Source organism: Streptomyces venezuelae (assembly GCF_008642375.1).
GTDB classification, from domain to species: Bacteria; Actinomycetota; Actinomycetes; order Streptomycetales; family Streptomycetaceae; genus Streptomyces; species Streptomyces venezuelae_G.
Window position 1 is genome coordinate 2,467,420 of record NZ_CP029194.1, and the last position, 13,247, is coordinate 2,480,666.

10 protein-coding genes are annotated in these 13,247 nt (G+C 70.2%); 3 read left to right on the top strand and 7 right to left on the bottom strand.

What is annotated here, in order from left to right; all coding sequences use genetic code 11:
• Positions 1–112 precede the first annotated feature (112 nt).
• Entirely contained in the window at positions 113–1,447 is a 1,335-nt protein-coding gene (gabT, locus tag DEJ46_RS10835; protein WP_150265588.1) for a 4-aminobutyrate--2-oxoglutarate transaminase, read from the top strand.
• Between the two features lie 112 nt (positions 1,448–1,559).
• Positions 1,560–2,324, top strand: coding sequence for a phosphatase PAP2 family protein (locus DEJ46_RS10840; protein ID WP_190622568.1), 765 nt, complete (start codon positions 1,560–1,562; stop codon positions 2,322–2,324).
• On the opposite strand, the gene DEJ46_RS10845 is transcribed toward DEJ46_RS10840, so the two are convergent.
• Positions 2,260–4,062, bottom strand: coding sequence for a chitinase (locus tag DEJ46_RS10845; RefSeq protein WP_150265592.1), 1,803 nt, complete (start codon positions 4,060–4,062; stop codon positions 2,260–2,262). The two genes, DEJ46_RS10840 and DEJ46_RS10845, sit on opposite strands and share 65 nt — an antisense overlap.
• Before the next feature lie 234 nt (positions 4,063–4,296).
• The gene (locus tag DEJ46_RS10850; protein WP_150265594.1) at positions 4,297–4,776 is read right to left on the bottom strand and encodes a hypothetical protein; all 480 of its coding nucleotides are present in this window, start codon (positions 4,774–4,776) and stop codon (positions 4,297–4,299) included.
• Between the two features lie 240 nt (positions 4,777–5,016).
• Between DEJ46_RS10850 and DEJ46_RS10855 the strand changes: the two genes are divergently transcribed.
• Positions 5,017–7,359, top strand: a complete 2,343-nt coding sequence (locus DEJ46_RS10855) for an MMPL family transporter (protein ID WP_150265596.1) — start codon at positions 5,017–5,019, stop codon at positions 7,357–7,359.
• Positions 7,360–7,565: 206 nt separating this feature from the next.
• Here DEJ46_RS10855 and DEJ46_RS10865 read toward each other — a convergent pair whose 3' ends face one another.
• The 5 genes from DEJ46_RS10865 to DEJ46_RS10885 are packed head-to-tail and all read right to left on the bottom strand — an operon-like array spanning position 7,566 to position 13,205.
• Positions 7,566–8,984 carry an NAD(P)/FAD-dependent oxidoreductase gene (locus DEJ46_RS10865; RefSeq protein ID WP_150265600.1) on the bottom strand — a complete coding sequence of 473 codons (1,419 nt, stop codon included), beginning with the start codon at positions 8,982–8,984 and terminating at the stop codon, positions 7,566–7,568.
• Between the two features lie 37 nt (positions 8,985–9,021).
• Positions 9,022–9,816, bottom strand: coding sequence for an ABC transporter permease (locus DEJ46_RS10870; RefSeq protein WP_150265602.1), 795 nt, complete (start codon positions 9,814–9,816; stop codon positions 9,022–9,024).
• Positions 9,816–10,748, bottom strand: a complete 933-nt coding sequence (locus DEJ46_RS10875) for an ABC transporter permease (protein ID WP_150265604.1) — start codon at positions 10,746–10,748, stop codon at positions 9,816–9,818. The genes DEJ46_RS10870 and DEJ46_RS10875 overlap by 1 nt, the downstream gene beginning before the upstream one ends.
• Positions 10,745–11,914, bottom strand: a complete 1,170-nt coding sequence (locus DEJ46_RS10880; protein WP_150265606.1) for an ABC transporter ATP-binding protein — start codon at positions 11,912–11,914, stop codon at positions 10,745–10,747. The genes DEJ46_RS10875 and DEJ46_RS10880 overlap by 4 nt, the downstream gene beginning before the upstream one ends.
• A 43-nt stretch (positions 11,915–11,957) precedes the next feature.
• Positions 11,958–13,205: a PotD/PotF family extracellular solute-binding protein gene (locus DEJ46_RS10885; protein WP_150265607.1), complete on the bottom strand. Its 1,248-nt coding sequence runs from the start codon at positions 13,203–13,205 to the stop codon at positions 11,958–11,960.
• Positions 13,206–13,247: the final 42 nt, after the last annotated feature.

Consider the following 13,247-nt stretch of genomic DNA (forward strand, 5'->3'; position numbering starts at 1 on the left):
ACAACGACACACCCGCGACCACTCCCGATCGGCGCATGCCTCACCCCCTCCCCCGCGCCTAGCCTGCGGAGGAAACCCGCAAGTGCGTCCAGAACACCCCCAGGAGCCCCGCATGAACGCTGTCCCGCAGGAGCGGCGCGTCGTCACCGCCATCCCCGGTCCGAAGTCGCTGGAGCTTCAGGCCCGTCGGCTCGACACGGTCGCCGGTGGCGTCGGCTCGACGCTGCCCGTCTTCACCAAGCGGGCCGGCGGCGGCATCATCGAGGACGTCGACGGCAACCGCCTGATCGACTTCGGCTCCGGCATCGCCGTGACCTCCGTCGGCGCCTCCGCCGAGGCCGTCGTGCGCCGCGCCTCCGCGCAGCTCCAGGACTTCACGCACACCTGCTTCATGGTGACGCCGTACGAGGGTTACGTGGAGGTCTGCGAGGCGCTCGCCGAGCTGACCCCGGGCGACCACGCCAAGAAGTCCGCGCTCTTCAACTCGGGCGCCGAGGCCGTCGAGAACGCGGTGAAGATCGCCCGTTCGTACACCAAGCGCCAGGCCGTCGTCGTCTTCGACCACGGCTACCACGGCCGTACGAACCTCACCATGGGCATGACGGCGAAGAACATGCCGTACAAGCAGGGCTTCGGTCCGTTCGCCCCCGAGCTCTACCGCGTGCCGGTCGCCTACGGCTACCGCTGGCCCACCGGTGCCGAGAACTGCGGCCCCGAGGCCGCCGCCCAGGCGATCGACAACATCACCAAGCAGATCGGCGCCGAGAACGTCGCCGCGATCGTCATCGAGCCGGTCCTCGGCGAGGGCGGCTTCATCGAGCCGGCCAAGGGCTTCCTGCCGGCGATCGTGAAGTTCGCCAACGACAACGGCATCGTCTTCGTCGCCGACGAGATCCAGGCCGGCTTCTGCCGTACGGGCCAGTGGTTCGCGTGTGAGGACGAGGGCATCGTCCCGGACCTCATCACCACCGCCAAGGGCATCGCGGGCGGTCTGCCGCTCGCCGCCGTCACCGGCCGCGCCGAGATCATGGACTCCGTCCACGGCGGCGGTCTGGGCGGCACCTACGGTGGCAACCCGGTCGCCTGCGCCGGTGCGCTCGGCTCCATCGAGACGATGAAGGAGCTCGACCTCAACGGCAAGGCGAAGCGCATCGAGGAGGTCATGAAGGGCCGCCTCACCGCCATGCAGGAGAAGTTCCCGATCATCGGTGACATCCGCGGCCGCGGCGCCATGATCGCCATCGAGCTCGTGAAGGACCCGGCGACCAAGGAGCCGTTCGCGGAGGCCGCGGGCGCGCTGGCGAAGGCCTGCCACGCCGAGGGCGTGCTGGTCCTGACCTGTGGCACCTACGGCAACGTCCTGCGTTTCCTGCCGCCGCTGGTCATCGGCGAGGACCTCCTGAACGAGGGCCTCGACATCATCGAGAGCGCGCTCGCCCAGATCTGAGCCCGGATCAGGGCCTGCTTCTCACACATCGTGTGAAGACTCTGTGGGGGGCCGATGGCGGGATGCCGTTCCTGCTGTCGGCCCCCTCTTCTCTGACGTACGGTTTCTGCAGATGAGAGAAACACCCCGGGCGGAGCCTCCCCAGCCCCGCCCACACCGTGCCTTGGCGCACACCGCTGGAGCTTCGTGCTCCGGGACTCCTCACCGATCGGATGGCCGCCCGCCCCACACCCCCCGGGGCGCGCGGCAGCCCGATCCCCTCGGCCGCCCTGGAACCACCCCCCCTGTTCCAGGGCGGCCGGCTCTCTTCTCGGCGCTCGTCGCCCTCGCCGTCGTGACCTGGCAGGTGCTCGTCCACGGCCCCCTGGCCAGGCTCGACGAGCGGGTGTCCCGCGCACTCGTGGACATCGTCCCCCGCTCGCTGAGCGAACTCGCCTCCGACCTCGGCAACATGACGGTCGCCCTGCCCGTCCTCGGCTGTGCGATGGCGTACGCGGTAGGGCGCGGCCGACGGATCGCCGCGCTGTACGCGGGGCTCGCGATGGTCCTCGTACCGCTCCTGGTGATCCCTTTGAAGGAGTGGACGGCCCGCCCCGGCCCTCTGGAGCCCTGGGCCGCCGGCTACTACCCCTCGGGCCACACGGCCACCGCGATGGTCGCGTACTTCGGCGCCGCCTTCCTCGTCTCGAAGCGACTGATCCCCGTCGCCGCCGTCCTGACGGCGGTGACGGGGACCGGACTGATCCTGCGCGGCTATCACTGGCCCCTGGACGTGCTGGCAAGCCTGTGCCTGGGGGTACTGATCCTGGCGGTCAGCTCCACGTGTACGAATCGAAGTTCTTCGAGAACTGCCACTGGTTGTAGCGGTCCCAGTTGATCGACCAGGTCATCAGGCCGCGCAGCGCGGGCCAGGTGCCGTGGGTCTGGTAGGAGCCGCAGTCGGTCTTCTTCGTCAGGCAGTCCAGGGCCTTGTTCACCTCGGCCGGGCTGGTGTGGCCGTTGCCCGCCTGGGTGGAGGCCGGGAGGCCGATGGCGACCTGCTCGGGGCGGAGGGCCGGGAAGAAGCGCTCGCTGTTGCCCGCGACCGGGAAGCCGGTGAGCAGCATGTCGGTCATGGCGATGTGGAAGTCGGCGCCGCCCATCGAGTGGTACTGGTTGTCGAGGCCCATGATGGAGCCCGAGTTGTAGTCCTGGACGTGCAGCAGGGTGAGGTCGTCGCGCAGGGCGTGGATGACCGGCAGGTAGGCGCCGGCGCGCGGGTCCTGGCCGCCCCAGGGGCCGGAGCCGTAGTACTGGTAGCCGAGCTGGACGAAGAAGGTCTCCGGGGCCATCGTCAGGACGAAGCCGGCGCCGTACTTGGCCTTGAGCGTCTTGACCGCCTGGATCAGGTTGACGATGACCGGGCTCGTCGGGTTGCGGAAGTCGGTGTCGCCGGTCTGGAGCGAGAGGGAGTGGCCCTCGAAGTCGATGTCGAGGCCGTCGAGGCCGTACTCGTCGATGATCTTCGAGACGGAGGAGACGAAGGTGTCGCGGGCGGCCGTGGTGGACAGCTGGACCTGGCCGTTCTGGCCGCCGATGGAGATGAGGACCTTCTTGCCCGCGGCCTGCTTGGCCTTGATCGCCGCCTTGAAGTCCGTGACGGACTCGACGTTCGGGCATTCGGTGGCGGGGCAGAGGCTGAAGCGGATGTCGCCGGAGGTCACGGAGGTCGGTTCGCCGAAGGCGAGGTTGATGACGTCCCAGGAGTCGGGGACGTCGGCCATGCGGGTGTAGCCCGAGCCGTTGGCGAAACTGGCGTGGAGATAGCCGACGAGCGCGTGCGCGGGCAGGCCGGGGTTGCCGCCCCCGCCGCTGGTCGTCGTCGCACTCACGGCCGTCGACTTCGCGGACTCGCCCGCGCTGTTCACCGCGCTGACCTGGAAGGTGTACGCGGTGGAGGGGGTGAGCCCGGTGACGGTGGCCGAGGTGCCGGTGACCGTCTGGACCTTCGTCGTACCCCGGTAGACGTGGTACGAGGTGGCACCGGAGACCGCGGACCAGGTCAGCGGCACGGAGGTGGAGGTCGGGGAGCCGGCCGCGAGACCGGCGGGCGTGGCCGGGAGCTGGACCGGGTCGCCGCCGGGTCCGAAGAGGGAGAGGTCGTCGGCCTGGTAGGCGGGGGTGCCGTACCAGCCGTGGGTGTAGATCGTCACCGAGGTGGTGGAGGCGCCCGTCGTGAACCTCGTCGAGAGCCGCTGCCAGTCGGGGGCGGAGGCGGTCCAGGTGGAGACGTCGGTGGTGCCGGTGCCGGCGGCGCCGAGGTAGACGTAGCTGCCTCGGACCCAGCCGCTCAGCTCGTACGAGGAGTTGGGCTTGACGGTGACGGTCTGGGAGCACTTGGCGTTGTCGCTGCCGGCCGGGGTGGCCTGGAGCGCCTTCGTCCCGCCGTGGACGGGCGACGAGACGGCGGCGCCGCTGCCCGCCGTGCAGGTCCAGCCGTCGAGGCCGGCCTCGAAGCCGCCGTTGCGGGCGAGTTCGGCGTCGGCGGCCACGGCCGCCGCGGGCGTGAGTGCCAGGAGCCCGCCGGCGGCGAGGACGCCCGCCAACAGCAGGGTGAGGGGTCTGGTGCGGTCCACAACTGCCTCCGGGGGTGGGGGAATCCGAGGTGGAGCGAGCGCGCCACAGCATGGTCCAGACCAATCAAGTGGTCAAGACCTCTGTCTCGTACGTGACTCGCGCCGACGCCGGTCCCGACCCGCGCAGCCGCCGGCCCCGCCCCACACAGCCGCCGGTCCCGACTCGCGCCGGCGACGGCCCCGAATCGCGCCGACGCCGGTCCCGGCTCGTGCCAGATCCCGGTCCCGGCTCGGTCAGACCCCCGGCGATCCCCCTTCCCCCCTGGCCAGTCGGCCCGCCGCCTCGTGCATCGCCAGCTCCAGGAGCGAGGTGTCGTTGAGGGTGCCCACCCCGTCCGGTGCCACGAGCCAGCGGACGCCACCGGTCGCCCGCCCCGGGTACGGGACGACGATCCAGGTGCCGGCGCCCGCGCTGCGCACCCCGGTGCCGAGCCAGCGAGCGGCGGTGCCCGGTGGGACGAAGAAGCCGATCCGGGCGTCGCCGAAGTCGGCGAGGACCGGCCCCGGCCGGTCCACCAGGCGGCTCAGCACGTCGAGGGCGGGATGGCCGAGCTCCCCCGGCAGGATCAGGACGTCCCAGCGCCGGCCGGCGGGCAGCAGCGCGACCCCGTGGGGGTTGCGCTCCCACTCCCACCGGCAGGCGTCGGGATCCGGCGCCACCGATGCCAGCCACTCCACCGCACTCCTGGCGCCAGTGGCCCCCGTACCAGTCATCGCAACGGTCTCCTTCCGCGTGGACACGGTGTCCACCCGGAGAGAGCGGGGTCGGCGCCTTCTCTTACGCGACTTCGGGCCACCAGTTGAAAGTGATCCGGATCACGTGACGCGCCGCGGGCGTCCGATCGGGTGGACGGCGGCGGGCCGGGTGGGCCGGCTCCCCCGGTCGCCCGCCCCTCCGTGTTCGGATGGGCCTCCGTCCTGCCCAGTCGCACCGCCCTTGCCACGGGAGAACCCATGCCGTTTCCGCAGTCATCGGGTGGTGCCGCACCGGGTGGTACCGCGCCGGGCGGCCGGCGCTCCGGCAAGGGGCTGCTGCGGCGGACGGGCGAGTGGTCGGCCCGGCACTTCGTCGTCGTCCTGGTCGCCTGGGTGCTGGCCCTGGGCGCCCTGGTCGCGCTGAACCACGCGTACGGCGGCGAGTACTCGGACAACTACGCGCTGCCCGGCACCCAGTCCCAGGACGGACTCGACGTGCTGCGCGCGCACGAGCCCGCCGCCGGCGGCTACAGCGCCCAGGTGGTGCTGTACGACGGCGCCAAGCCGCTCACGGACGTCAGCGACCAGATCTCCTCCGCGGTCGCCTCGCTGAAGAAGCTTCCGCACGTCCTGAACGCCACGGACCCGCTGCCGGCGCCCGGCACCACGCCGCCCTCCCCTCCCCCGGGCACCCCGAACGTCGGCCCGCTGTCCACCGACGGGAAGACCGCCTACATCACCGTCCGCTTCGACGTGCAGCCCGGCACCCTCGGCGACGACTACCTGACCGGCGTGGACAGCGCGGTGGAGCCGCTGCGCGCCGCCGGGGTCCAGGTCGAGTACGGCGGTTCGCTGGGTGAGCTGGCCCGGCCCGAGGCGGACGACCGGACCAGCGAGGCGATCGGCTTCGGGGTCGCGATCATCGTCCTGATCATCGGCTTCGGCAGCCTGATCGCCGCCGTGCTGCCCCTGGTCACCGCCCTGGTGGCGGCCGTCTGCGGCCTCGCGGTCCTCGGCCTCCTCGCCGCCGTGTGGACCTTCGCGACCGTCTCACCGACCCTGGCCACGATGATCGGCATCGGCGTCGGCATCGACTACGCGCTCTTCCTGATCACCCGGCACCGGCAGCTGCTGATGAACGGTCAGGATCCGGTCGCGGCGGCCGGCCTCGCCACCGCGACCAGCGGTCGGGCCGTCCTCGTCTCGGGCTGCACGGTCGTCATCGCCCTCTCCGGGCTGTGGGTCTCCGGGCTGAGCTTCATCGGACTGCTCGGTCTCGCCGCGACGTCCACCGTGGTCACGGCCGTCGCCGGAGCGCTCACGCTCGTTCCGGCGATGCTCGGGCTGATCGGCCGCCACATCGACCGGGTGCGGATCGGCACCCCCGTCGCCGAGACCGAGCCGACGACCACCGACGCGTCCGGCGAGGCCGGGCCCGGCGAGGTGCACGGCACCTGGCACCGTTACGCGCTCCGCGTGGAGCGACGTCCCTGGTGGTTCCTGACCGCGGGCGTCGCCGTCCTCGCCGTCCTCTCCATCCCGCTGTTCTCCATCCAGCTCGGGCACATCGGCGACGGCGCCGACCCGGAGTCCTTCACCGACCGGCGCGCCTTCGACCTGATGTCCTCGGCCTTCGGCCCCGGTTCCAACGGGCCGCTGACGCTGGTGATCGACCAGACATCGGTCCCCGCGGCCGACCGCTCCGCCCTGGCGAGCCAGGCCCAGAAGGCGCTCACCGGCGTCCCCGACGCCGCCCTGATCACCCCGCTGACGCCGACCTCGGACGGCGACGTCCTGATCGCCACGGCCTACTCGGTCGCCGCCCCGCAGGACCAGGACACGACGTCCCTGACCGAGCACCTGGCCGACGACGTCCTCCCGCAGGCGGTCGACGGCACCACCGCGGCCACCTACGTCACGGGCACCACCGCCGCGCAGGTCGACTTCCTCGAGATCGTCTCCGGGCGGCTGCTGCTGATCATCGCGGTGGTCGTCGCACTCGCGTTCCTCGTCATCCTGGTCGTCTTCCGCGGCCCGCTCGTGGCGCTCAAGGCGGCGTTGCTCAACCTGCTGTCCATCGCCGCCTCGTACGGGGTCGTCGTCGCCGTCTTCCAGTGGGGCTGGGGCGGCCCGGCGCTCGGGGTCAACGGAGACGTGCCCATCGAGAGCTACGTGCCGATGATGATGTTCGCCATCGTCTTCGGCCTCAGCATGGACTACGAGATCTTCCTGCTGTCCCGGGTCCACGAGGCGTGGCTGCGCTCCGGCGACGCGAAGGCGAGCGTGGCCCACGCCCTGGAGATCACCGCCCGGGTCATCACCTGCGCGGCCCTCATCATGGTCAGCGTCTTCGCGGCCTTCGTCCTCAACGACAGCATCGTGGTCAAGATGATGGGGCTCGGTCTGGCGGCGAGCGTGCTCATCGACGCGACGGTCGCGCGGCTGCTGCTCGTGCCCGCCGTGATGACCCTGCTCGGGAAGTGGGCCTGGTGGACCCCGCGCTGGCTGGACAGGATCCTGCCGCACGTCGACACGGAGGGCGAGGGCGAGCTGGCGCAGGCGGGTACGAACGGCGCGGCGGGGCCACGGCGCACGCCGTGACCCCGCCGGACAGAGGCAGGGGCAGGCCCTGGGGGTGTCCGGAAAGTCCCGCCTGGCCCTCGACGCCTGGCACGCACGCACGCTCGCCGCGTTGCCGAAATGCCCACGGAGCGAGCTACGAGGGCATCCCGGCGCCTTGCCATCGCACGCACCAGACGCCGCGGGCCCTGCCCTGCGGGCAGACGGCGCTACTTTCCGGACACCCCCTAGCTGTCGAAGCCCAGTCCCAGCCGGTCCATCGTCTTCAGCCACAGGTTGCGCCGGCCGCCGTTCTCGTCGGCGCGGGCCATCGCCCACTTGGTGATGCCGATGCCGGCCCAGGCGACCGGCTCCGGCGGGAAGGGCAGCGGCTTCGAGCGGACCATGTCCAGCTCGGTGCGCTCGGTGCGCTCGCCCGCGAGCAGGTCGAGCATGACGTCCCCGCCGAAGCGGGTCGCGCCGACACCGAGGCCGGTGAACCCGGCCGCGTACGCGACCTTGCCCTTGTACGCCGTACCGAAGAAGGCCGAGAAGCGCGAGCAGGTGTCGATCGCACCGCCCCAGGCGTGGCTGAAGCGCAGGCCTTCCAGCTGCGGGAAGCAGCGGAAGAAGTGCTCGGCCAGCTTGAGGTAGGTCTCCGGGCGGTGGTCCATCTCGGCGTCGAGCTTCCCCCCGAAGGGGTAGATCGCGTCGTAGCCGCCCCACAGGATGCGGTTGTCGGCCGTGATCCGGAAGTAGTGGAACTGGTTGGCCGAGTCGCCGAGGCCCTGCCGGTTCTTCCAGCCGACGGAGGCGAGCTGCTCGGGGCTGAGCGGCTCGGTCATGAGGGCGTAGTCGTACACGGGGACGGTGTAGTGCCGGAGCCGCTTGACCAGCGACGGGAAGACGTTCGTGCCGAGCGCGACCCGGCGGGCGAGGACCCGGCCGTACGGTGTGCGCACGCCCATGCCCGCGCCGACGGAGACCAGCTCCAGGCCGGGGGTGTTCTCGAAGATCCGGACGCCCAGGTCGAGGCAGGCCCGCTTCAGGCCCCAGGCCAGCTTGGCCGGGTTGAGCATGGCGACGCCGCGGCGGTCCCAGAGGCCGCCGAGGAAGGTCGGCGAGTCGACCTCGGCCCGGACGGCGTCCCGGTCGAGGAGTTCGAGGCCGTCCGCGAGGCCGAGCCGGTCGATCTCCTCGTACATCTCGTGGAGTTCGTCGACCTGGTAGGGCTCGGTGGCGACGTCGATCTCGCCGGTGCGCTCGAAGTCGCAGTCCAGGGAGTAGCGGGCGACCGCCGCCTCGATGCCGTCGAGGTTGCGCTCGCCGAGCTCCTCCAGCCTGGGCAGCTCGCCCGGCCAGCGGGCGAGGCCGTTGCCGAAGCCGTGGGTGAGGGAGGCGGCGCAGAAGCCTCCGTTGCGGCCCGAGGCGGCCCAGCCCACCTCGCGGCCTTCGATCAGTACGACATCCCTGGAGGGTTCGCGCTCCTTGGCGAGGAGCGCGGTCCACAGTCCGCTGTAGCCGCCGCCGACGACGAGGAGATCGCACTTCTCGGTGCCGGTGAGGGCGGGCAGGGCTCCGGGCTTGCCGGGGTCTTCCAGCCAGAAGGGGACGGGCTGGGCGTCGGAGAGAGATTGTGCAGCGAGACGCATGGCAGCTGGGGCCATGGTTTCCAACTCCTTCGGTGCCTGAGCTGCGTTTCGCTCAGGCTGTTGCTGTTTTCTTGCGCCGGTTCGTGATGATTTGCCCGGCCACCACCATCAGTACCGCGAGGACGAACATCGCGGTGCCGATGACGTTGATCTGAACGGGGGTTCCACGCTGCGCCGAGCCCCAGACGAACATGGGGAAGGTGACGGTGGAGCCCGCGTTGAAGTTGGTGATGATGAAGTCGTCGAACGACAGCGCGAAGGCGAGCAGCGCGCCGGCGGCGATGCCGGGCGCGGCGATCGGCAGGGTCACGCGCAGGAAGGTCTGCACGGGGCCCGCGTAGAGGTCGCGCGCGGCTTCCTCCAGGCGCGGGTCCATGGACATGACCCGGGCCTTGACCGCCGTGACGACGAACGACAGGCAGAACATGATGTGGGCGATCAGGACCGTCCAGAAGCCCAGCTCGATCCCCATGTTGAGGAAGAGCGTGAGCAGCGAGGCGGCCATGACGACCTCGGGCATCGCCATCGGCAGGAAGATGAGCGAGTTGATCGCGCCGCGCGCCCGGAAGCGGTAGCGGACGAGCGCGAAGGCGATCATCGTGCCGAGGACGAGGGCGCCGACGGTGGACCAGGCGGCCAGCTGGAGCGAGAGGGAGAGCGACTCGCACATGTCGGCGACGCCGCAGGGGTCCTTCCAGGCGTCCAGCGAGAAGCGCTGCCAGGAGTAGTTGAAGCGGCCGTTCGGCTTGTTGAACGAGAACACCATCACGACGATGTTCGGCAGGATCATGTACGCGAGCGTGAGCAGGCCCGCGATGACGACGAGGTTCTTCCGGAGCCAACGCATCAGACCAGGTCCTCCGTGCCCGCTCGGCGGATGTAGACGGTGACCATGACCAGCACGATCGCCATGAGGATGAAGGAGAGCGCGGCGGCCGTCGGGTAGTCGAGGACCCGCAGGAACTGCGACTGGATGACGTTGCCGACCATCTTGGTGTCGGTCGAGCCGAGCAGTTCGGCGTTGACGTAGTCACCGCTCGCCGGGATGAAGGTGAGCAGGGTGCCGGAGACGACGCCGGGCATCGACAGCGGGAAGGTCACCTTGCGGAAGGTCGTCGCCGGGGTGGCGTAGAGGTCCTGCGCGGCCTCGTGCAGCCGGCCGTCGATCCGCTCCAGGGAGGTGTAGAGGGGCAGGATCATGAACGGCAGGAAGTTGTACGTGAGACCGCAGACCACCGCCATCGGCGTGGCGAGCACGCGCTCGCCCTCGGTCCAGCCGAGCCAGCTGGTCACGTCGAGGACGTGCAGCGCGTTCAGCACGTCGACGACCAGGCTGTCGTCCGCCAGGATCGTCTTCCACGCGAGCGTCCGGATGAGGAAGCTGGTGAAGAACGGGGCGATGACGAGGACCAGGAGCAGGTTGCGCCAGCGGCCGGCCTTGAAGGCGATCAGGTACGCCAGCGGGTAGCCGAGCAGCAGGCAGAGCAGGGTCGCGGTCCCGGCGTACAGCAGGGAGCGGACGAACTGCGGCCAGTACTCGGTGAAGGCGTCCCAGTACGTCTGGAAGTGCCAGGTGACCTGGAAGCCCTGCTCGAGGGAGCCGGTCTGGACCGAGGTCGACGCCTGGTAGACCAGCGGCAGCGCGAAGAAGACGAGCAGCCAGATGATGCCGGGCAGCAGCAGCCAGTACGGGACGAGCCGCTTGCGGGCGGAGGGCTTGCGCAGCACCGGTTCCGCGACCGGCTGCGGCGCCTCCTTCGTGAGAGTGGGAGTGCTCATCCGGCGTCCTCCACCGTCTCCACACCCGCGTCGATGTCCTGGGCGGCGTCGAGCCCGAAGGTGTGCGCCGGGTTCCAGTGCAGGACGACCTCGGCGCCGGGCACGAGGCGCGTGTCCCGCTCGATGTTCTGCTCGTAGACCTGGAGCTCCGCGCCCGCCGGGCTGTTCACCACGTACTGCGTGGAGACGCCGATGAAGGAGGAGTCGGCGATCCGGCCGGTGACGCGGTTGCGGCCGTCGGCTATCGAGCCCGCGTCGTCGGCGTGCGCGAGCGAGATCTTCTCGGGACGGACGCCGACGAGCACCTTGCCGCCCTGGCGGACGGCGGAGGTACAGCGGTCGCCGGGCACCCGGAGCTTGCCGCCGCCGGCCGTGACCACGACGTCGGAACCGGTCTCGACGACCTCGGCCTCGATGAGGTTCGAGGTACCGAGGAAGTTGGCGACGAAGGTGGTCTGCGGGTTCTCGTACAGGTCGGCGGGGGCGCCGAGCTGTTCGACTCGGCCGCCGTTCATCACCGCGACCTGGTCGGCCATGGTCATGGCCTCCTCCTGGTCGTGGGTGACGTGGACGAAGGTGATGCCGACCTCGGTCTGGATCCGCTTGAGCTCCAGCTGCATCTGGCGGCGCAGCTTGAGGTCGAGCGCGCCGAGCGGCTCGTCGAGGAGCAGGACCTGCGGGTGGTTGATGAGCGCGCGGGCCACGGCGACGCGCTGCTGCTGGCCGCCGGAGAGCTGGTGCGGCTTGTGGCGGGCCTTGTCGCCGAGCTGGACGAGCTCCAGCATGTCGTCGACCTGCTTCTTCACGGACTTGATGCCGCGCCGGCGCAGACCGAAGGCGATGTTCTCGGAGATGTCCATGTGCGGGAAGAGCGCGTAGGACTGGAAGACGGTGTTGACCGGCCGCTTGTAGGGCGGGAGGTCCGTGACGTCCTTGTCGCCGAGGAAGATGGTGCCGGTGCTGGGGTCCTCCAGGCCGGCGATCATGCGCAGCGTGGTGGTCTTTCCGCAGCCGGACGCGCCGAGCAGGGCGAAGAAGGAGCCCTGCGGGACGGTGAGGTCGAGCGGGTGGACGGCGGTGAAGGAGCCGTACGCCTTGCTGATCCCGGTGAGACGGACGTCGCCGCCGCCAGTGTTCTTTCCGGTGTGAGCAGTCTTGTCAGTCATGGGTTGCTGTCCCAGGGAGTGAGAGAGGTGGACGACGTCGGGCTCAGGCGCCGATGAGCTTGGCGAACTTCTCCTCGTACGCCGTCTCCTCCGCGCTGGTGAGCGAGCGGAAGGCGCGCGACTTCTTGGCCATGGCCTTGTCCGGGAGGATCAGCGTGTTGCTCGCGAGCTCGGGGTCGATCTTGGCGAGCTCGTCCTTCACTCCGTCGACGGGGCAGACGTAGTTGATGTACGCGGCGAGCTGTGCGGCGACGGGAAGCTCGTAGTAGTAGTCGATGAGCTTCTCGGCGTTGGTCTTGTGCCTGGCCTGGGCGGGGACGAGCAGGTTGTCGCTGGAGGTGATGTATCCGGCGGACGGGATGGCGAACTTGATGTCCGGGTTGTCCGCCTGGAGCTGGATGACGTCACCGGCCCAGGCGAGGCAGGCCGCCAGGTCGCCCTTGTCCAGGTCGGAGGTGTAGTCGTTGCCCGTGAAGCGACGTATCTGCTTCTTGTCGACGCCCTTCTGGAGCCGGCCTATCGCCTCGTCGTACTCGGCGTCGGTGAACTTCCCCGGGTCCTTGCCCATGTCGAGGAGGGTCATGCCGACGGTGTCGCGCATCTCGGTGAGGAAGCCGACCCGGCCCTTGAGGGAGGGGTCGTCGAGGAGCTGGGTGACCGAGTCGACCTTCTTGCCGCCGGTCGCCTTGGAGTTGTACGCGATGACGGTGGAGATGCCCGTCCACGGGTACGAATAGGCGCGGCCCGGGTCCCAGTCGGGGCGCCGGAACTGGGCGGAGAGGTTCGCGTAGGCGTTGGGCAGGTTCGAGGGGTCGAGCTTCTGCGCCCAGCCCAGCCGGATCATCCGGGCGGCGAGCCAGTCGGTGACGCAGATCAGGTCGCGGCCGGTGTCCTGGCCGGCCGCGAGCTGCGGCTTGATCTTGCCGAAGAACTCGACGTTGTCGTTGATGTCCTCGGTGTACTTGACCTTGATCCCGGTGCGTTTCGTGAACGCCTCGAGCGTGGGACGCGACTTCTCGTCCTCGCTGATGTCCATGTACTCGGTCCAGTTGGAGAAGGCGAGGCTCTTCTCCTTGGCCGAGACGTCGGTGGAGGCGGGACCTTGTCCCTCCCGCTTGGCCGGCGGGATGCCACAGGCGCTCAGGCCGGCGAGACCGCCGACCGTGAGCGCGCCTACGCCGCCCGCGCGCAGCATCGAACGGCGGCTGAGTGCGCCGCGGCCGCTCGTCATGCTGCGCCGCATAGCCGCCAGCTGCGCGGCGGACAGGCTTTCGGGCTCGTACTGCTCCATGCGCTGTGCCCTTTCGGGAGGGGTGGGCCGCTGGTCGGGCGG

Excerpts from the sequence above, each read along its gene's own strand:
- gabT (WP_150265588.1), top strand. The coding sequence starts at position 113 with ATGAACGCTGTCCCGCAGGAGCGGCGCGTCGTCACCGCCATCCCCGGT.
- DEJ46_RS10840 (WP_190622568.1), top strand. The coding sequence starts at position 1,560 with ATGAGAGAAACACCCCGGGCGGAGCCTCCCCAGCCCCGCCCACACCGT.
- DEJ46_RS10850 (WP_150265594.1), bottom strand. The coding sequence starts at position 4,776 with ATGACTGGTACGGGGGCCACTGGCGCCAGGAGTGCGGTGGAGTGGCTG.
- DEJ46_RS10855 (WP_150265596.1), top strand. The coding sequence starts at position 5,017 with ATGCCGTTTCCGCAGTCATCGGGTGGTGCCGCACCGGGTGGTACCGCG.
- DEJ46_RS10865 (WP_150265600.1), bottom strand. The coding sequence starts at position 8,984 with ATGGCCCCAGCTGCCATGCGTCTCGCTGCACAATCTCTCTCCGACGCC.
- DEJ46_RS10870 (WP_150265602.1), bottom strand. The coding sequence starts at position 9,816 with ATGCGTTGGCTCCGGAAGAACCTCGTCGTCATCGCGGGCCTGCTCACG.
- DEJ46_RS10875 (WP_150265604.1), bottom strand. The coding sequence starts at position 10,748 with ATGAGCACTCCCACTCTCACGAAGGAGGCGCCGCAGCCGGTCGCGGAA.
- DEJ46_RS10880 (WP_150265606.1), bottom strand. The coding sequence starts at position 11,914 with ATGACTGACAAGACTGCTCACACCGGAAAGAACACTGGCGGCGGCGAC.
- DEJ46_RS10885 (WP_150265607.1), bottom strand. The coding sequence starts at position 13,205 with ATGGAGCAGTACGAGCCCGAAAGCCTGTCCGCCGCGCAGCTGGCGGCT.